The organism is Dyella sp., from assembly GCF_035685885.1.
Classification (GTDB): domain Bacteria; phylum Pseudomonadota; class Gammaproteobacteria; order Xanthomonadales; family Rhodanobacteraceae; genus Dyella.
Genome location: NZ_DASRZX010000066.1, coordinates 21,223 through 39,610, shown reverse-complemented (window position 1 = coordinate 39,610; position 18,388 = coordinate 21,223). Strand labels below are relative to the sequence as shown.

The following is an 18,388-nucleotide window of genomic DNA, read 5'->3' as shown; positions in this document are numbered from 1 at the left end:
GGGACCACAAGTCCACATCCATCGGGGAGTCAACATGTTCAAGATCCGCTCCATCAAGACGTGCGCGCTCGCAGCAGCGCTCGCGCTGGCACTGCCTTCCGCCTACGCCACCGACGCGGCGCCGGCGATCAACGCCAAGCTCAGCCTCAGCCACATGAAGGCGCAGCAGACCTACGACCGCTTCATCGTCACCTACCGCAACGGCACCACCGAAAGCGTGGATGGCAACGCTGCCACGCAGAATGTCCGCACCGCCATCTCGCACGTGGGCCTGGATCGCGCCACCATCAACAGCCTGGGTGCCAGCCAGGCCGCGGTAAGTGTGGGCTATGTACGCAAGCTCGCCATCGGCGGTCACGTGCTGCATACCTCGCGCAAGCTCAGCACCGCCGAAGCGGGCAAGCTGATGGCGCAGATCGCCAGCGATCCGGCCGTGGCTCATGTGGAGCCGGACGTGATGATGCGCCTGGTGCGCGACGTGGCCGCCACGCAGACCGTGGGCGGCACGCTCAAGCCGCAGGACATGCTGACCGGCGCGCCGAACGACGGCTATTACGCCCAGTACCAGTGGCATATGCAGCCCGTCACCGCCAGCGACGCCGGCTCCGCTGACGTGGAGAAGGCGTGGACCGTGGCTGACGGCGCCGGTGTCACCGTGGCCGTGCTCGATACCGGCATCACCGCGCATCCGGATCTGGACGAGTCGCTGGCCAGCGCCGGCTATGACTTCACCTCGGTTGCGCTGGTGTCCGGCCGCGCTGCCGATGGTCGTGCCGCCGGCGGCATGGATACGGGCGACTGGACCACGGGCACTGCCTATGCCGAGTGCCGCGATGCCGGTGACAGCGGCGAACCCAGCAGCTGGCACGGCACGCACGTGTCCGGCACCATTGCCGAGCTGACCAACAATTCCACGGGCATGGCGGGCATCGCGCATTCGGCGCACGTACTGCCGGTCCGCGTGCTGGGCCATTGCGGCGGTCTGACCTCGGACATTGCTGACGCGATTACCTGGGCCTCGGGCGGCCACGTCGACGGCGTGCCGGACAACCAGAATCCGGCGCAGGTGATCAGCATGAGCCTGGGCGGTGAAGGCGCTTGCTCGGCCGACGATGCATTCGGCGTCGCCATTGCCGGCGCTATCTCGCGCGGCACTACCGTGGTGGTCGCTGCGGGCAACTCCGGTGAAGACGTGGCCAATGCCAGCCCGGCCAGCTGTCCCGGTGTGATTTCGGTGGCCTCCAACGGCATCACCGGCAAGCGCGCGTTCTATTCCAACTACGGTACCGGCGTCACGATTTCCGCCCCGGGCGGCGGCATCTACGTGAACGATGCGTCGAGCGGCGACGAAGCCAATCCGACCGGCTTCGTGTGGTCCACCATCAACAACGGCGCCACCGTGCCCGCTACCGCGACCTATGGCGGCATGGCTGGCACCTCGCAGGCGACGCCGCACGTGTCGGGCATTGTGGCGATGATCCTGGGTGCCGAGAAGGACGCGGGCCTTACCGCCTCCACGCCGGCGCAGATCAAGGACATCCTGACCTCAACCGCACGCGCCTTCCCGGTGGCCGAAGATCATCCGATCGGTGCAGGCATCGTCGACGCCTACGCCGCTGTGCAGAAGGCCGTGGGTGGTTCCAACGACGGCGGTGGCGGCGACGATGGCTCCAACGCCACTGCGCTGACGGCCAACGTGACGCTGGCCGGCCAGTCCGGCACGGCGGGTTCGTCCACGCTGTACTCGATCGTGGTGCCGGCCGGCGCCAAGAACCTCAGCCTGCGCAGCTTCGGCGGCACCGGTGAAGTGACGCTATACGCCAAGGCCGGTACCGCACCTGCCGCCGACGGCAGCGACGCCGACGTGGTCTCCGCACGTCCCGGCAACACCGAGACGGCCGTGTTCCGCACGCCGGCCACCACCACGTACTACATCCGCATCGTGGGCGTGGCGGCGTACAGCGGCCTGAGCATCCTCGCGTCCTACACCATGTAAGTGGCAGCAACTCCCGGAATGAGTCCTGCCTTGGCCAGGCTCGTTCCCCCTGTAGACATGGAGGTTGACCGGTGTCTCTCCTACACCCGGGAAAGACACCGTGCTCCACCGTCCGCGCGTCGAAGGAGTGGCGTGCGGACACTGACTCTTTGCAACTGGCAGCCCGCTTTCCAGCAAATGAACCACGCAAGCGATAACCCGCCGCCACACTCCACCCATCGTGCATGGCGCGTTGCCGTGCTGGAAGATGGCGTGAGGCACCACGAAAGTATCATCGGTCCGGGATTGGAGTTCTTCGGCTTCGAGGTCATTGGCGCGGTGAGTGCGGCGGAACTTCATCGTCGCGTGCGATCGAGCCATGTCGACATGGTCGTGCTCGATGTCGGGGTGCCCGGCGAGAACGCGATGGATGTCCTTGGCGCCTTGCGCAACCACGCCGCGCTAGGCATCGTGGTGATCATGGAAAGCGCGACGGAGCGCAATCATCTGGCGGCGCTTTCGCGCGGCGCGGATGCCGTCCTCAAGCAGCCCGTCGACATGGAAGTACTGGCGGCCACGCTGCACAGCATTGGCCGTCGCGTGGTCATGCAGCGACATGACATGGTGGCCGCAAGGCCTTCCGGCTACTGGCAACTGGACACCGAGGGCTGGTGCCTCATCACGCCTTCCGGCAAGTCGGTGCCGCTGACCGCACCGGAGCGATGCATACTGCGGACGCTGATGGAAAGGAGCGATCAACCGCTCTCGCGCGACCATCTCGTTGGCGCGTTGACCGACGCCGTCAGTGAGTTCGATCCGGGTCGCATGGAAATCGTTGTTCATCGCCTGCGCAGAAAGGCCAGGGTGGCCGCGGGCGTTACCTTGCCGCTGGCTACGGTGCGCGGCTACGGTTATGTCTTCCAGGAGACAACCTGATTGCGCCAGTCATCCGGCCATCACGAAGTTACCGGCGTTGCCCAAGGCTCACTTTCAAGCCCCGAGGCGACCAGCCTCGGCGGTGGCAACCCAGATCAACCATCTCGACGTGCCCATCATGAAAGACCTAGCACCACGCTCGCCCGCCGCTGATGCCAACAGGGTATGGCGCATCGCTGTACTGGAAGACGATGCCCAGCTTCGAGAGGGCATCATCCTGCCGGGATTGCGCTATTTCGGGTTTGAAGCGGTAGGCGCCGGGACGGCAGCCGAGCTCTATCGAAGCCTGCTTGGCCAACGTTTTGACATGGCGGTGCTGGACATCGGTGTTCCCGACGAGGATGGCCTGAGCGTGCTCAAGCATCTTCGTGATGTGTCCAGGCTGGGCATTGTCATGCTGACCGCGAACACCGGCACGGACGAACACCTTGAGGCACTGACGCGCGGTGCCGATGCGTTTCTCCTCAAGCCGGTGAACATGGAGATCCTGGCCGCGACGTTGCACAACGTGGGCCGCCGCCTCGCGGCCATGTCCAGCGCGCAGCCTGCGCCGGAAGGCCTTGGCAAGTGGCGCATGGATACCGATGACTGGTGTCTCGTGGAGCCGGGCGGAAAGATCTTGCCGCTGACCGCTCCCGAGCGCTGCATTCTTCGCGTACTGATCGATGCCCGCGGCGAACCGGTGACGCGCGAACAGCTGATCAGCGCGCTCACCTCGGACATTTATGAATTTGATCCGCATCGCCTGGAGATGATGGTGTTCCGCTTGCGCAAGAAGGCGCACGAGGCTGCCGGCGTGCCGTTGCCGTTGCTCACCTCGCGTGGCCAGGGCTATTTCCTCGCGATCGATGCGTAGACGGAACCTGCGTTGCAGGTTCTGGCGATGACGGTCTGCGGCATGTCGGGACTCGACGAGGGCACGGCCCGGGCGGTCGGCCCGAGGGCAGGGTGATAAAGTACGCCCAACTCAAAACGACGACTTCACCATGGGCGACCAGGCTTTTTATCCCATCGGCATTCCCGGGCAGCCGTGGGGCGTACAGGAACGGGCTGCGTGGCTCGCAAAGCAGGGCCGGCAGCGCAGCTATGCGGATGAGGTGGCGAGCGCCATCGATCGCCTGCGCGAATCCTTCGACGTGTTCGCATACGGTTCGCTGGACTATGGCGCGGAGCATTACCCGTTGCTGGCCGTGCGAAGCCGCGGCTGGCGCGAGGATCTGCCGGTGCTGCTGGTGACCGGTGGCGTGCACGGCTACGAAACCAGCGGTGTGCACGGCGCGTTGCAGTTCCTGCAGCGGCACGGCCACGAGCATGACGGCCGGGCCAATCTTCTGGTGGTGCCGTGCGTCAGTCCGTGGGCGTATGAGCGTATCAATCGCTGGAACCCCGACGCGCTCGATCCCAATCGCAATTTCCGCAAGCACAGTCCTGCGGGCGAATCGGCAGCGCTGGTCGACCTGCTGGAACCGCTGCGCGATGCGGTGCTGATGCATATCGACCTGCACGAAACCACGGATTCGGACGAGTCCGAGTTCCGACCTGCGCTTGCGGCCCGTGATGGCAAGGCGTTCGAGCCCGGCGAGGTTCCCGATGGTTTCTATCTGGTAGACGATACCGAGCGTCCCCAGCCCGAATTTCAGCGCGCCGTGATCGAAGCGGTGGCGAAGGTGACCCATATCGCCGAGGCCGATGCACGCGGCGAGATCATCGGGGCGCCGCTGCTGATGCCGGGCGTCATCAAGTTTCCGGTGAAGCAATGGAACCTGTGCGCGGGCATCACCAATGCACGCTACGCGACCACCACCGAGGTCTATCCCGACAGCCCGCGCGCCACGCCACAGCAGTGCAACGATGCCCAGGTCGCCGCGGTGCGCGCGGCGATGGATTACGCCTTGCGACATGTGGACAGCTAAAGCTACCGATGACATCCATCGCCCGGGCTGGCTGGCGGCTTTTCATCCCCTGCCGTGGGCTTGAGCTGCCTTAAGTAAATCTACGCGCCCATCAGCCGTAGATTTGCAGTCGCGTTGGTGGCTCGATGAACGGCACTCTGTCCGGCAGACCTTGGTCAGGCGAAGTCGGACATGAAGCAGCCACTGGTGGTTGCCTGCATCCTGATGCGCCCCATCGTCCGCCGGGGCGGGCCATGAGGCGTGCATCGACTCACCACGTCGTGCTGAAAGCAGCCGGCCTGGCGTGGGCGCTGTGCGCCGGATCGGCCGGTGCACAGGAGCTGGAACCGCGCTCGTATTCGCCGTCCCCTACTGGCACCAACTTCCTCGATGTGGGCTACACGCGCCTCAGTGGTGACGTGCTGACCGATCCCTCGTTGCCCGTCACCGACGTGCAGGCCAGGATCAACAGCGTCGTGCTGGCCTATGTGCGCACCTTTGGCCTTGCGGGCCACAGCTCGTCGATCGCGATCGGCGTTCCCTATGTGAGCGGGGACCTGAGCGGGAACGTGATCGATGCACCCACTGCGATCCATCGCGAGGGCCTGGGCGACCTGCGCTTGCGCCTTGCGTACAACATCGTCGGAAGTCCGGCGCTGGCGCCCTCGGAATTCATGACGCGTACGCCATCCACCGCGGTGGGCGTGAGCCTGACCGTGTCCGCGCCGACGGGTGCCTACAATGCCGAGCACCTGGTCAACATCGGCACCCATCGCTGGTCGTTCAAGCCGGAGATCGGCATTTCGTGGCCCATGGCGAACTGGTTCCTGGAGGCGTCCGCGGGCGCGTACTTCTTTACCGACAACGACAGTTTCTACCGTGGCCGCGTGCGCAGCCAGGATCCGCTGGGCACCGTGCAGTTGCATGCCGGCTACACGTTCCGCTCGCGCATCTGGATGGCAGCCGACATCGGCTACGTCGTGGGCGGGCGGACCGGTCTCGACGGTGTGCCGGATCATGATCGCCAATCCAACATGCGCTGGGGCCTTACGCTTTCCGCACCCATCAACCGCCACTGGTCGGCCAAGTTCGCCGTGTCCAATGGCCTGGTCACGCGGCTGGGTGGCGATTACACGGGCTTTTCAACGGCGTTGCAGTACCGGTGGTTCGATCGGTGAACCCTGCACCTGCGGGGGTTCCCACCGAGAGGCGGGCCTGGCGAGGCACGGAAGTTGCTTGATGGTTCGTCGATGACTACGACCCTTTCGACGACACCAGGCACCTCCTCACGCGGCAGCCTTGCCTGCGTGGGCATGGGCATGACCCTGGGTTCCCATCTCACGCCGCTGGCGCGCAGCCACATCGAGCAGGCGGAGGTGGTATTTGCGGCACTTTCTGACCAGATCGTAGAGCAATGGCTGCACCGGATGAACCCGGACGTGCGCAGCCTGCAGCCTTACTACCTCGACGGGCAGTCGCGGCTGATCACTTACCGACAATGGGTGGACCTGTTGCTGACCGAAGTGCGCGCAGGCAAGCGCGTGTGCGCCGTCTTCTACGGGCATCCCGGCATTTTTGCCTGGTCGCCCCACAAGGCCATCGAGGTGGCGCGGGCCGAGGGATTCCAGGCGCACATGGAGCCGGGCATTTCCGCCGAGGACTGCCTCTATGCGGACCTGGGCATCGACCCGGGCCGGTTCGGCTGCCAGCACTTCGAGGCCAGCCAGCTGCTGTTCTACGAGCGGCGCATCGACACCACCGGCTACCTGGTGCTGTGGCAGGCCGGCTTGGTGGGTGACAGGTCGCTCACGCGTTTCGAGACAGGCCCGGAATATCGTCAGGTGCTGGTGGACGTGCTGGGCCAGGATTATCCGGCTGAGCACGAAGTGATCATTTATCGGGGAGCGACGCTGCCGATCGAGAAGCCACGCATCCGGCGGATCACGCTGGGCGATCTGGTGCGTGCCGCGTTGACGGCCGAGGATACGGTGGTGCTGCCGCCGGCCGCGGCGCTGAAGCCGAATCTGGCTGTGCGTGCTCGACTGGACGCGCTGGACCACGTGGCCTCGGCGGTTGGGTAAGACAACGGGACAACCAGGCAGGATTTTCACCATGCCCGCGGGCGCAGCAGGCAGGCGCGAAACGGGCATCGCATGGCTGGTGGAATGGACGTCCATTCCATCACGCTGGCAACCAACGTGGCACCGGTTTTCGCAGGATCTCAATCCGGGGCCCGCACATCACAGGGAACAGGGGAAAACGCATGTCGGACACGATTGAACTGCTGGAAGCCATCGGCAAGAACGCAGCCCTGCGTCATGCCTCGGCCGAGGAACTTTCCAACGCCTTGGTCGAGGCCCATGCCTCGGACGCACTGAAGGCCGCTGCGGCATCCGGCGACAGCTCGCTGCTGTCGGCCGAGCTCGGCCACAAGCCCATGCGCGTCAACCACAACACGCACGCGCCGGGCCACGAGGAAGATCCGGATCACCACCATCATCACGGCGACGACCATCCGCATCCGCCGTCCAAGCCCGATCACTCCGAACCCAGCCACGACTGATCGAAACGCATGTCGCGGTGGACGCGCCGCCTGGGGCCATGGCTCGTCATGGGGGCCATGGCTTTGTGCGCCTTGCCCGCCATGCAGGCGCACGCGCAGGCATCGGGCATGACGGTGCTGCTCGATGAAACCGAGAGCCTGCGCACCATCGACCACCCGCGTTTCTTACGGCTGCTGGAGGAAGCGCGGCAGCAGACCACGCTGATGTCCACGCGCGAGCGTTGGCGACTGCGCTACCTGGACGCATGGCAGGCGTCGTTCGAAGGGGATTACGTCAAGGCCGACCCGCTGTTCCAGGACGTGATCGCCCACTCCGGCGATGCGTTGCTGGCGGCGAAATCATCGGCGGTCCTCATGGACGACATGGGCAACAACAAGCGTTACGAAGAAGCGTTTGACCTCGCCAATCGCCTGGTGGCCGAGCTTCCCTCCATCCAGGACAAGCCGACGCGTTTCATGGTGCTGTCCTATCTCTCGCAGTTGCTGAGGTCGGCGGGGCAATACGACCTGGCCGCAGGCTATGCGCGCGAAATGAGCCAGTCGCTGCCGCCCGGCCACACGGCGTGCCAGCCGATGGCCATGCTGCTCACCACGCTGTACGCCGCCCACAAGCTCAGCTCCTCCAGCGAAGACCTCCAGCAGGGCATCGACGCCTGTGCTGCAGCGAAGGAGCCGGTGTTTGCCGACACCTTGTGGCTGGTGAAGGCGAGCCTGCATCTGGACGAAGACGAGCCGCTCAAGGCCATTGAACTGCTTCATCGCATCGAGCCCGGCATCCAGGCCAACCAGTACTACTCCAACCTGCTCGCCTCCAAGGTGGAACTGGCACAGGCCTACTGGAAGCTCGGCGACGACGGCAATGCCAGCAAGGCTGCGCTGGCCGCACTGGCCTCCAGCGACGCGGGCGACATCAGCGAGTCGCTGAGGGACGCGTACCAGGTGCTTTATCTCATCGAGAAAAAGCGCGGCAACGCGGCGGCCGCATTGGCCTATTACGAGCAATACGTCACGCAGGATATCGGCTACCTCAATGATGTCAGCGCCAAGGCGCTGGCTTATGACGTGGCCCAGCAGCACATGCTGGCGCAGAAGCTGGAGACGGAGAAGCTCAGCCGGCAGAACAACACGCTGCGCCTGCAACAGGCATTGGCCAACAAGGCCGTGGAAACCAGCCGCCTCTACATCGCGTTGCTGCTGCTGGTGTTGTTGTCGATCGTCTTCTGGCTGTTGCGGCTCAAGCGCTCGCAGCTCCGCTTCAAGAAACTGTCGCGCATTGACGGTCTTACCGGCATCTCCAACCACCAGCACTTCTTTGGCGATGCCGGGCGCGCATTGCGCCAGCTGGAAAGGAAGGGTGGCGTGGCCTGCCTGGTCTCCATCGACCTCGATCATTTCAAGCAGGTGAACGATACCCATGGGCATGCCATGGGCGACTCAGTGCTGCGACGCACGGTGGAGATCTGCAAGAAGCAGTTGCGGCCGCTCGACATGTTCGGGCGCGTCGGTGGCGAAGAATTTGGCGTCCTGCTGCTCGATTGCACGCGCGAGCAGGGGCTGGCCATTGCCGGCCGCATCCGCACGGCCATCGAGGCATCGCCGGTGCAAGGCGACGACGGGCTGGTGTCGTTCTCCGCCAGCGTGGGAATCGCCTGCACCGATACCTCGGGCTACGCCTTGCCGCGGCTGTGCAAGGAGGCCGATGCCGCGCTCTACCGCGCCAAGCGCACAGGCCGCAATCGCGTCATCGCCGATATCGAGGGCGAGCACTCCGTCGAGGCGTGACGCACGCCTGGAGCCTGGCGTAGGGATGGACAGCATCGCCGTGCGGGCGCAAGCGCGGCGGCTTCGGCGAGCCGGCAAGCCGCGCTGTCATCCGTGACCTCAGTCGCGCGTTGATGGGTTACCGGGTTCAAAGACGGCAACGGCTAGCTGACGTATCCCACCGGGGCACCTGGCCGCGATCGGCACTGTCGCGACCCGGCGGGGCGACCCACTGGCGCCTGGGCAGGCGTGGAGCATCGCATGGACCATATCGATGTCATTCGTAGCTGGGCACCCACCGCGCTATGCGCCTTCAACGTGGGGCTCGCCATCTACTACGCCGGAACCTCCAACGGAACCATCTGGCAGACCGTCATCATCGGCCTGCCGATGTGCTTCTTCTTCGCCAGCGTGTCGCTGTTTGCCTTGACGCAGAAAGTGCGTGATTTGCAGAAGGAGGTCGAGATGTTGCGGCTGGCCTCGGGGCAGCGCGCGGATCGCGATTGAGCATCACCGAAGCGGACACGACTGCGGCGAGCCACCATCGTCAACCACCTCGCGTGACTTCGTTCGCACGACGCGCTGAAGGGCGTGCGGCCTGCACTTGCGTCGATACCCCGCGCATCGGGATGATCCAGGGCCACCTGCTGACTCCCCGGGAGAGTGTCGATGGATGTACGGCCCGGCCGTGTGCCGGGTGTCACGTTGGTGCCGGGAGGCATGCCGTTGTCGATGGCGGCCGCACAGCAAGCCGAGCCTCCGGCGTCAACGATGGCAATGGTTGCGATTACGAACCAGCGCCGAGGCGCACCTGGCTGCTGGGCGCGCGCTTCAGTTTCTGAACTTCGGATCAGCCTGGCGGTGTGTTGAGGTAATCCAGCGTGGCCTGCAGCATCGAATCCATGCCGACCTTCAGCGCCCCTTCGTCCATGAAGAACTTCGGCGAGTGATTGGAAGGAGCCGTCGCCGCGTCCTGGCCGACGGGCGTCGAGCCCACCCAGAAATACACGCTGGGTACTTCCTGCGCGAAGTAGGCGAAGTCTTCGGAGGCCATCCAGGGCTTCGCGTCGATCACATGGTCGGCGCCGATGGCCTTGGCGATGCTTGTGCGAACGCGGACGGACAAAGCGGGATTATTGACGAGTACCGGATTGCTTTCTCCCACCGGGAACTGGGTCTCCACCGTGGCGCCGTTCGCTTCGGCGATGTGCTGCGCGATGCCCTTGAAGTTGTCGATGGCCTGTTGGCGCATGCCGGCATCGAACGTGCGCAGTGTGCCCTGCAGTTCCACCTGATCAGGCACGATGTTGTAGCGCGAGCCGCCTTCGATGATGCCGAAGCTGAGCACGGCTGGCAGGTCGCTGATGTTGAGCTTGCGACTCACGATGGTCTGCGCGGCGCTGATGATCTCGGCTGACGTGACTACCGGATCGACGCCATTCCACGGCATCGCTCCGTGCGTCTGGCGGCCATGCACCACAAGCTTGAACCAGTCCGAGCCGGCCATGGCGGGCCCGGAACGCACGCCGACCGTGCCGACATTGAGCGAGCTGACTACGTGCATCCCGAACATGGCATCGGGCCTGAAGTCGCGGAACACGCCTTGCTTCAGCATCAGCGAAGCACCTCCCTCTTCGCCCGGGGGCGCGCCCTCCTCGGCGGGTTGGAACACGAACATCACTTCGCCAGGAAGATCCTTCTTCATGCCCGCCAGCACGGTGGCAAGGCCAAGCAGCATGGCTGTGTGCGCGTCGTGGCCGCAGGCATGCATCACGCCGGTAGGCTTGCCGCGATATTCGCCCTTGGCCTTCGAGGCGAATGGAAGATCCACTTCCTCGGTGACCGGCAGCGCGTCCATGTCGGCACGGATGGCCAGTTTCGGCCCGGGCCTTCCCCCTTTGAGGATGCCGATCACGCCGGTGTGCGCGATACCCGTCCGGACGTCCAGGCCGAGCTTCTTCAGTTGTGCAGCGACCAGGGCGGAGGTGCGCGTCTCGCGATTGCTCAGTTCGGGGTGCTGGTGGATGTCGCGGCGCCAACTGGTGACCTGGGGAAGCTCGTTCTGCACCAGCTGCGTGGTGTCGGTAGCGTGGACGGAGCCGATGGTGGTGACGGCAAGGGCGAGGGCAAGCACGGTCTGGTGCATGGAAGCTCTCCGCGTGAGATGGCTCGATCCTAACGCGATCCCGCGTCATTGTTTGCACGGAGGCACCCAGCGCGCGATCTTTGGCAACCGACGAGGTGACCATCCTGCAGTCCTCCGGATTGCCTGTCAGCCGCGGTTTTGCCGATCGCGCACGGGGTTCGAGCCTGCAAAAAGTCGAACTCCCGTGGTGGCGAAAACACCAGTGCTATGCTCGGCCATCGACCATAGGGGACGTCTCCATGCGTGCGCCGAGCTATGTCCAGGGTGTCAGTCAGCAGCCCCTGCTTGGCGATACTGTGGGCTCGCTGCTCGATCGCATCGCTGCGACCCATCCGGAGCGTCCCGCCCTGGTGGTGCGCGCGCAGCACGTGCGCCTCTCCTATCGCGAGTTTCATGCCGAAGTGGAACGCGTCGCGGCGGGACTGCTCGCGCTGGGACTGGAGCGTGGCGACCGCATCGGCATCTGGGCGCCCAATCGCGCGGAATGGGTGACACTGCAGTTTGCGGCGCCCAAGGCGGGCCTCATCCTGGTCAACATCAATCCCGCGTATCGCCTGCATGAACTGGAATATGCGCTCAACAAGGTGCGTTGCCGCGCACTCGTCCTGCCCCGACGTTTCAAGAGTTCCCATTACCTGGACATGCTTGCCGAACTTGCGCCCGAAATGGCCGACTGCGCGGCAGGCAAACTAGCGTGTGCGCGGCTTCCGTCCCTTCGCGAAGTGATCCTGCTCGATGACGAAATCTCGTCCGGTACGCGCTTGTGGTGCGAAGTCACGGAACAGGCGGACGCGCAGGCGATTGAGCGACTGCACGCGCTGGAAAGCGAGCTGAACTTCGACGACCCGGTGAATATCCAGTTCACCTCCGGCACCACCGGCGCGCCCAAGGGCGCCACACTGACACACCACAACATCATCAATAACGGCTTCTTCATCGGCGAGGCCATGCGCCTGACCGAGCAGGACCGATTGTGCATTCCCGTGCCGTTCTATCACTGCTTCGGCATGGTGCTGGGCAACCTGGCGTGCGTCACGCATGGCGCCTGCATGGTGATTCCCGGCGAAGGCTTCGACGTGCTGGCCACGCTGGAAGCGGTGCGGGAAGAACGCTGCACGGGTCTGCATGGTGTGCCTACGATGTTCATCGCGGAGCTGGAGCACCCGGAGTTTCGTCGCTTCGATCTCAGCTCCCTGCGCACCGGAATCATGGCCGGCTCGCCTTGCCCCACCGAGGTCATGCGCCGTGTGATGGATGAGATGCATATGAGCGAGGTGACGATTGCCTACGGTATGACGGAGACGAGCCCGGTCAGTTTCCAGACCACCGCGCGGGATCCGCTTGAGCGTCGCGTGGACAGCGTTGGACGCATCCATCCGCACGTGGAAGTGAAGCTGGTGGACGAGCGCGGATGCGTCGTTCCACGCGGTACGACAGGCGAGCTGTGCACTCGCGGCTACTCGGTCATGCTCGGTTACTGGGAGGACGAAGCGCGCACGCGCGAAGCGATCGACGAGACGCGCTGGATGCACACCGGCGATCTTGCCGTGATCGATGACGACGGCTACTGCGCCATCGTTGGCCGGCTCAAGGACATGATCATCCGTGGCGGCGAAAACGTGTATCCGCGCGAGATCGAGGAGTTTCTCTATACACATCCGAAAGTGCAGGACGTGCAGGTATTTGGCGTACCCGATGCGAAGTTCGGCGAACAGGTGTGCGCCTGGGTGCGCCTGCGCGAGGGCTGTGAATCGAGCGAGGCCGAGATCCAGAGCTACTGTCGGCACCACTTGGCTTATTTCAAGGTGCCGCACTACGTGCGCTTCGTCGATGCTTTCCCCATGACGGTGACGGGCAAGGTGCAGAAGTACCTGATGCGCGAGGCGATGGCCGAAGAACTCGCTGCGAAACGCGTCCTGTAGAAGCGCACTCGTGCGCGAGCGCAAACCGCCTTCCGCACGGGGCGTGCCCTGCACAAGGGCATCACACTGCGCCGAGCCACCGGTGACCTGTGCACCGGATATTTTTTAGAGAGGAGTGGAAAGCGCGTCCGCCCGCCGCGGCATGCCGCGATGGGCGGCTAGCCAAGGGGGAATGTCGAAGGAGGGCATGGGGCGTGAGATGTGGAAGCCTTGTGCCTCGTCGCAGGCCATGCCCAGCACGCTGTCGTACAGGTGATGGGTTTCCACGCCTTCCACTACCACGCGGAAGCCAAGGTTGCGCGCGAGCTGCGCGACGGAGCGCACGATGGCTTCGTCGTGATGGTTCGTGCCCATGCCACGCACGAACGACTGGTCGATCTTCAGGCTGGTGGCCGGCATCTGTCGCAGGGCGGCGAGATTGCTGTAGCCGGTGCCGAAGTCGTCGATGGCAATGCCCGTGCCCAGCTGGCGGATCGCGGTGAGATGGCGTCGCGTGGTGGCGCTGTGTTCCATCAAGGTGCTTTCGGTGAACTCCAGTTCCAGCGAGTCCAGGCCCACCTTGTGGTGTTCGGCGACTTCTCGAAGGCGGCCGACGAGGTCGGCGTCAAGGTCGGTGCTGGACACGTTGACGGAGAGCTTGATGTCGTGGCCATCGCGGCGCCACGCGGCCAGTTGCGCCACGCCTCGTTCGAGTACCCATTGCGTGAGCGAACGCATCAGGCCCGCGCGTTCGGCAAGCGCCACGAAGTGGCTGGGCGGAACCTGGCCCAGCGTCGGATGCTGCCAGCGAGCCAGTGCTTCCAGCGCCACGCATCGGCCACTTTCGAGATCCACGCGCGGCTGGTAGTGAAGATCCAGCTCGGTGCGATCGGTAAGCGCAGCAGCCAGTTCGGTGACGAGGAAGAATTGCTGCCGATGCAACTCGTCCTGCTTGCGGTCATAGACCGCCCAGCCGCGCACGCTGTGCTGCGCTTCGTGCGAGGCGTTCATCACCAGTCGCAGCGGGTCACCGCCGCGCAGCTCGCTCTGGTTGATCTTCAGCAGCCCGACGCCGGGTTGGATGGTGAGCGGTATGCCGAGGCAATCGAATGGCTGGCGCAGGCGACTCACCAGGTCGTCCAGACGCGTGGTGTCCGCCTCGACGTGGCGATCGGGCAGCACGGCAGCGAAGCGCGATGCACCAACCTGGTACAGGCGCGTATCGGGCGGAAGCCACGCAAGCGCGCGCTGAGCGACGGCGCGCATCAGTTCGTCCGCGTAGGCGTGCCCCATGGCGCGGATGAAGGCATTGAAGCGTTGCACTGGCGCCAGGTCGATGGCGATCACCCACGCATGGGGTGCCTCATCGTGCAGGTGCCGGCGCAGGTCGTCGAAAAAGGCATAGCGATGCGGCAGCTGCGTGATCGGATCGGTGCGACCGAGGTAGCTGCGCAGCACCACGCCGGCGCCGATCAACGACGCCGCATCGCGCAACGCCGACTGCTCGCTTTCCGACAGTTCGGTGCGCGGCGTCATGCCCATCACGCACAGCGCGCCGATCTGCTGGCCGGTCAGCGTGCACACCGGCTCGCTGGCGAAGAAACGCACGGGGTCCTGCGTGGTTCCCGGGGTGAGTGCCGAGCCTTGCAGGCGTGGATCGTGCAGCGTGTCGAGCACGACCTGCGGATCGAGGCTGCGAGCGGCCTCCAGGTAGAGCGGGTGCAGCATGCGCGGTTCGTGCGGGGGCAGGGCGCTGCCGTGGGCGAACCAGTAGGCGTTGCCGCCGTTGAGCACCAGCGCCACCAGCGGCACGTGGAGCGAGCGCGACACCAGTCGCACGACGGCGTCGAAGCCGGGCACGGCAAAGCTGTCGGGGGAGAGCGTGCTGGACGTCTGGACGGCCGCCTTCGTCGCATCCGGATGGCCGGGCGCGAGGTGCCTCGGGTCCCATCCCGGGCTGCTGCGCATTGCGAATCACCCCTGTGAGAAACGGCGTTACCTCTCCGCCCGCCCGAGGCTAACGCAGCCGCAGCCGCCGCCGCAATGAGCCAGACGGAAGGCGGCCGGGGGCGCTCCAGCAAGCGTTCTTTGCCATAGAAATCGGCCGGTCAGCCTAGTTCTTGATACTGAAATCGATCTCTACCGGATAGGGCGCCGGCGAAGCGGGCGGCGCCGGCAGCATCCAGGTGGCGAACTGGCCAGCCATGCAGCGGGCGATCGGAGTCTGCGGTTGCACCTCGATCTGCGCGAGGCGTCCGTCGGCCATGACATCGGCAACCAGTGTGAAAGGCGAGCGGTCGGCTGGCGCGTTGCTGGCCAGGCACGACTTGTAAGCGTCGGTGGTCGGGTTGCCGATGCGATCCCACATCTGCTTCTGGTACGCGGGCCCGGTGGCCGCGCCTTCGGCCAGCTTGGCCTGGGTGACGCGCGCGTGGAAATCGGAGCCGGCGGCGGGTGCAAGTTGCAGTGCGAGGGCGAGCAGGACGGACATGGTGTTTCCCGGGTGTCGTGAAAACCTGCGTTGGTGCGTGGTTCGTTGCGGTGACCTGAATCTGTAGGAGCGCATCTGGTGCGCGATCGACCATGCGAAGCAGTGAGGGCGTCAAACCCAGCCACCGGTCAATGGGCAAGGTTACGGCAGATGCGCGCTTGCCAGGTATTCCTCGCTCTGCATTTCGATCAGCCGCGATTCGGTGCGGCCGAATTCCGCGCGCAAACGCTCGCCATCGTAAAGCTCGGTGATCGGCGCGGCGGCAGAAAGGATCAGCTTCACGTGGCGGTCGTAGAACTCGTCCACCAGCAGCACGAAACGCCGCGCAGCGTCGTCGCTGTAGACGTTGAACTGGGGCACGTTCGAAATGATCACCGCGGGACCGGCCTTGGCCAGCTCGATGTAATCGGACACCGCACGCGGGCCTTCGCACAGTGCGGCGAACTCGAACCACAGGATGTTCTGCGCACGCTTGCGCACCGGAATGAGCCGGTCGTTGAGGATGATCTCGCCACTTTCCTCGATCGTGCCTTCCGCCTGGCTGGTGAAGATGCGCGCGAGTGCGCGTTCCGCTTCCGGACCAGGTGGCGTCTGGTACACGGCCGCCTGGGTCAATGCGCGCAGGCGCCAGTCGTGCGATGAAATCATCTGCACCACGCGGCAGTGTTTCTCGATCAGCGCGATGGCGGGCAGGAATCGCGCGCGTTGCAGGCCATCCTTGTAGAGGTTGGCGGGCGCGGTGTTGGAGGTGGTCACCAGCGCCACGCCGCGTTCGAACAGCGCCTGCAGCAGCGTGCCCAGGATCATCGCGTCGCCGATGTCGTTGACCAGGAACTCGTCCAGGCACACGACGCGGCAGCGCGAGGCGATGTTGGCGGCCACTTCCAGCAGCGGATCCTGGCGTTCGCCCAGCGTGCGCAGCTGCTCGTGCACTTCGCCCATGAAGCGGTGGTAATGACGGCGCAGCGCCATGCCGTGCGGAAGGCTCGATACGAACAGATCCATCAGGAAGGTCTTGCCACGGCCCACGCTGCCCCACAGGTACAAGCCCTGCAAGCCTTCGCGGTCGTCGCCGCCGAGCAGCGCTTTCAGACGTCCAAACAAACCGCCGCCGTTGCCGCTGGCGGCCCTGGCGACCAGTTCGGCGTGCATGCGATCGAATTCGGGCAGCAGTGCCTGCTGGGCCGGATCGGCCTCCCAGCGGTGCGCGGCGACGCCTTCTTGGTAACGCGCGCTGGGCGCGAGCAGGGGGATATCACTCATGGGGTACAACGGCTTCGATGGACGGACGCCCGTGGGGAGCGTGCTGACGGGGCAGATGGAACGGCATGCGCGGCATCAGTCCTGCCGCAGCGGCGGCAGCCAGGGTTGCACCGCGTGCTTGATGACACCGCGCAGGTCCATCAGGCGGCGGTGGAAGAAATGGCTGGTCTCGGGCATGCGCACCAGCTCGGGTTTTCTCTTCATGCCGTCGATCCAGTCGAACACGGCCTGCGGATCGACGATCTCGTCTTCCTCGCCCTGCACGACCAGCCAGGGGCAGGTGGGCAGCGAGATGCCCTCGAACGGCCAGCGACCGGCGGGTGGCGCGATGCTGATGAGGGCATCGGCATGCAGGCGCACTGCGTTGCGCAGGGAGACATAGCTGCCGAACGAGAAACCGGCCAGCCACAGCGCATCGCCAGAGCGCACGCTGCGCAGCCACGCAGCGACGGCGGCCAGGTCATCGCCCTCGCCGTTGCCGTGGTCGTAGATGCCCTCCGATTCACCGGTGCCGCGGAAATTGAAGCGGATGGTGTCCAGCCCCGATTCGCGCAGCGCGCGCTCCACCATCGTCACCACCTTGTTGTGCATGGTGCCGCCCTGCAGCGGGTGCGGATGGCAGATGATGGCCGTACCGCGGCGGGCCTCTTCGGGCACCGCCACATCGCTGATGGCTTCGAGCTTGCCGGCCGGCCCGTGCAGCGCGAAGCTGGAGGCCTGCTCGGGAAAATGGTCGGGCTGGGTGGGGAGCATGACGGGGTTCATGGCCAGAATGATAACCGCCACGTATGGCCGCCGTAGCCGCGGGCCAAGGCAGCGCGCATGAATCACCTCGCCCATACCCTGCTCGCGGGGGACGACGAACTGCTGCAACTGGGCGGTTTGATGGGCGATTTCGTCCATGGCCAGCCTGATCCTTCGCTGCCCGAACGACTGGTGACGGGCATTCGCCTGCACCGGGCCATCGACGTCTACACGGACAGCCATCCGGAAGTGGCAGCGGCGCGCGAACGCTTGCCCGCACCGTATCGGCGCTACGGCGGCATCCTGCTGGACATGTGGTTTGATCACCTGCTGGCGCGTGATTTTCCGCGCTGGAGCGAGCAGGCGCTGGACGCGTATTCGATGGGCGTGCGCCAGATGCTGGATCGCCATGACGCCCTGTTGCCGCCGAGCCTGCAGCGCTTTCGCCTTTACATGGAGGCGCATGCACTGCCGGCTGGCTATGCGCGGCCTGAGGAGATGGCCGCGGCATTCGATGGCATTTCCCAGCGCCTGCGCCGGGCCAACCCGGTCAGCGGCGCCTTGCCCGTGTTGAGCGGGTTGGAGCGTCCGCTGCAGGCGCATTTCGAGGCGTTCTTCCCACAGCTGCAGGCGTTCTCGGCGCGGTGGATCGAAGAGCACTGACCCGGACCATGCGTGGCGATGGCGACCGTGCGGTGAAGCGGTCTTCGCCAGGC

The 18,388-nt window shown here is 65.1% G+C and carries 16 protein-coding genes; 11 read left to right on the top strand and 5 right to left on the bottom strand.

Annotated features, from left to right (window positions below; all coding sequences use genetic code 11):
- The first annotated feature begins 34 nt into the window (after window positions 1-34).
- The 9 genes from VFG49_RS08490 (at window position 35) to VFG49_RS08450 (ending at window position 9,634) form a co-directional block, all read left to right on the top strand.
- Window positions 35-1,996, top strand: coding sequence for a S8 family serine peptidase (locus tag VFG49_RS08490; protein ID WP_324859413.1), 1,962 nt, complete (start codon window positions 35-37; stop codon window positions 1,994-1,996).
- Window positions 1,997-2,248: 252 nt separating this feature from the next.
- Complete coding sequence (locus VFG49_RS08485; protein WP_324859411.1) at window positions 2,249-2,911, top strand: response regulator transcription factor; 663 nt, start codon at window positions 2,249-2,251, stop codon at window positions 2,909-2,911.
- Between the two features lie 118 nt (window positions 2,912-3,029).
- A complete protein-coding gene (locus VFG49_RS08480; RefSeq protein ID WP_324859409.1) occupies window positions 3,030-3,767 on the top strand; it encodes a response regulator transcription factor in 738 nt (245 codons plus the stop codon).
- 130 nt (window positions 3,768-3,897) lie between these two features.
- Window positions 3,898-4,824 (top strand): M14 family metallocarboxypeptidase, encoded by a 927-nt coding sequence (locus VFG49_RS08475; RefSeq protein ID WP_324859407.1) that lies wholly within the window; start codon window positions 3,898-3,900, stop codon window positions 4,822-4,824.
- Window positions 4,825-5,057: 233 nt separating this feature from the next.
- Entirely contained in the window at window positions 5,058-5,981 is a 924-nt protein-coding gene (locus tag VFG49_RS08470; RefSeq protein ID WP_324859406.1) for a transporter, read from the top strand.
- 72 nt (window positions 5,982-6,053) lie between these two features.
- The gene (locus tag VFG49_RS08465) at window positions 6,054-6,884 is read left to right on the top strand and encodes an SAM-dependent methyltransferase (protein WP_324859404.1); all 831 of its coding nucleotides are present in this window, start codon (window positions 6,054-6,056) and stop codon (window positions 6,882-6,884) included.
- Between the two features lie 182 nt (window positions 6,885-7,066).
- Entirely contained in the window at window positions 7,067-7,366 is a 300-nt protein-coding gene (locus tag VFG49_RS08460) for a hypothetical protein (RefSeq protein ID WP_324859402.1), read from the top strand.
- A gap of 9 nt (window positions 7,367-7,375) precedes the next feature.
- Window positions 7,376-9,148 (top strand): GGDEF domain-containing protein, encoded by a 1,773-nt coding sequence (locus VFG49_RS08455; protein ID WP_324859401.1) that lies wholly within the window; start codon window positions 7,376-7,378, stop codon window positions 9,146-9,148.
- Between the two features lie 240 nt (window positions 9,149-9,388).
- The gene (locus VFG49_RS08450) at window positions 9,389-9,634 is read left to right on the top strand and encodes a hypothetical protein (RefSeq protein ID WP_324859399.1); all 246 of its coding nucleotides are present in this window, start codon (window positions 9,389-9,391) and stop codon (window positions 9,632-9,634) included.
- A gap of 343 nt (window positions 9,635-9,977) precedes the next feature.
- On the opposite strand, the gene VFG49_RS08445 is transcribed toward VFG49_RS08450, so the two are convergent.
- Window positions 9,978-11,273, bottom strand: coding sequence for an amidohydrolase (locus VFG49_RS08445; RefSeq protein ID WP_324859397.1), 1,296 nt, complete (start codon window positions 11,271-11,273; stop codon window positions 9,978-9,980).
- Window positions 11,274-11,512: 239 nt separating this feature from the next.
- Here VFG49_RS08445 and VFG49_RS08440 point away from each other — a divergent pair, with 239 nt between their 5' ends.
- Window positions 11,513-13,195 (top strand): AMP-binding protein, encoded by a 1,683-nt coding sequence (locus VFG49_RS08440; protein WP_324859395.1) that lies wholly within the window; start codon window positions 11,513-11,515, stop codon window positions 13,193-13,195.
- A 105-nt stretch (window positions 13,196-13,300) separates the two neighbouring features.
- On the opposite strand, the gene VFG49_RS08435 is transcribed toward VFG49_RS08440, so the two are convergent.
- The 4 genes from VFG49_RS08435 to VFG49_RS08420 all read right to left on the bottom strand — a co-directional run bounded on the left by VFG49_RS08435 (window position 13,301) and on the right by VFG49_RS08420 (window position 17,693).
- A complete protein-coding gene (locus VFG49_RS08435) occupies window positions 13,301-15,142 on the bottom strand; it encodes a sensor domain-containing phosphodiesterase (RefSeq protein ID WP_324859393.1) in 1,842 nt (613 codons plus the stop codon).
- Window positions 15,143-15,287: 145 nt separating this feature from the next.
- Window positions 15,288-15,665: a peptidase C13 gene (locus tag VFG49_RS08430; RefSeq protein WP_324859391.1), complete on the bottom strand. Its 378-nt coding sequence runs from the start codon at window positions 15,663-15,665 to the stop codon at window positions 15,288-15,290.
- A gap of 141 nt (window positions 15,666-15,806) precedes the next feature.
- Complete coding sequence (gene zapE / locus VFG49_RS08425) at window positions 15,807-16,928, bottom strand: cell division protein ZapE (RefSeq protein ID WP_324859389.1); 1,122 nt, start codon at window positions 16,926-16,928, stop codon at window positions 15,807-15,809.
- Window positions 16,929-17,003: 75 nt separating this feature from the next.
- Window positions 17,004-17,693: an alpha/beta hydrolase gene (locus tag VFG49_RS08420; protein WP_414649089.1), complete on the bottom strand. Its 690-nt coding sequence runs from the start codon at window positions 17,691-17,693 to the stop codon at window positions 17,004-17,006.
- A gap of 57 nt (window positions 17,694-17,750) precedes the next feature.
- On the opposite strand from VFG49_RS08420, the gene VFG49_RS08415 reads away from it, so the two are divergent.
- Window positions 17,751-18,335, top strand: a complete 585-nt coding sequence (locus VFG49_RS08415; RefSeq protein ID WP_324859385.1) for an ACP phosphodiesterase — start codon at window positions 17,751-17,753, stop codon at window positions 18,333-18,335.
- The last annotated feature ends 53 nt before the right edge of the window (window positions 18,336-18,388 follow it).

What these genes read in the sequence shown, in the direction of transcription:
- VFG49_RS08490 (WP_324859413.1), top strand. Translation starts at nt 35, where the DNA reads ATGTTCAAGATCCGCTCCATCAAGACGTGCGCGCTCGCAGCAGCGCTC.
- VFG49_RS08480 (WP_324859409.1), top strand. Translation starts at nt 3,030, where the DNA reads ATGAAAGACCTAGCACCACGCTCGCCCGCCGCTGATGCCAACAGGGTA.
- VFG49_RS08475 (WP_324859407.1), top strand. Translation starts at nt 3,898, where the DNA reads ATGGGCGACCAGGCTTTTTATCCCATCGGCATTCCCGGGCAGCCGTGG.
- VFG49_RS08470 (WP_324859406.1), top strand. Translation starts at nt 5,058, where the DNA reads ATGAGGCGTGCATCGACTCACCACGTCGTGCTGAAAGCAGCCGGCCTG.
- VFG49_RS08465 (WP_324859404.1), top strand. Translation starts at nt 6,054, where the DNA reads ATGACTACGACCCTTTCGACGACACCAGGCACCTCCTCACGCGGCAGC.
- VFG49_RS08460 (WP_324859402.1), top strand. Translation starts at nt 7,067, where the DNA reads ATGTCGGACACGATTGAACTGCTGGAAGCCATCGGCAAGAACGCAGCC.
- VFG49_RS08455 (WP_324859401.1), top strand. Translation starts at nt 7,376, where the DNA reads ATGTCGCGGTGGACGCGCCGCCTGGGGCCATGGCTCGTCATGGGGGCC.
- VFG49_RS08450 (WP_324859399.1), top strand. Translation starts at nt 9,389, where the DNA reads ATGGACCATATCGATGTCATTCGTAGCTGGGCACCCACCGCGCTATGC.
- VFG49_RS08445 (WP_324859397.1), bottom strand. Translation starts at nt 11,273, where the DNA reads ATGCACCAGACCGTGCTTGCCCTCGCCCTTGCCGTCACCACCATCGGC.
- VFG49_RS08440 (WP_324859395.1), top strand. Translation starts at nt 11,513, where the DNA reads ATGCGTGCGCCGAGCTATGTCCAGGGTGTCAGTCAGCAGCCCCTGCTT.
- VFG49_RS08435 (WP_324859393.1), bottom strand. Translation starts at nt 15,142, where the DNA reads ATGCGCAGCAGCCCGGGATGGGACCCGAGGCACCTCGCGCCCGGCCAT.
- VFG49_RS08430 (WP_324859391.1), bottom strand. Translation starts at nt 15,665, where the DNA reads ATGTCCGTCCTGCTCGCCCTCGCACTGCAACTTGCACCCGCCGCCGGC.
- zapE (WP_324859389.1), bottom strand. Translation starts at nt 16,928, where the DNA reads ATGAGTGATATCCCCCTGCTCGCGCCCAGCGCGCGTTACCAAGAAGGC.
- VFG49_RS08420 (WP_414649089.1), bottom strand. Translation starts at nt 17,693, where the DNA reads ATGAACCCCGTCATGCTCCCCACCCAGCCCGACCATTTTCCCGAGCAG.
- VFG49_RS08415 (WP_324859385.1), top strand. Translation starts at nt 17,751, where the DNA reads ATGAATCACCTCGCCCATACCCTGCTCGCGGGGGACGACGAACTGCTG.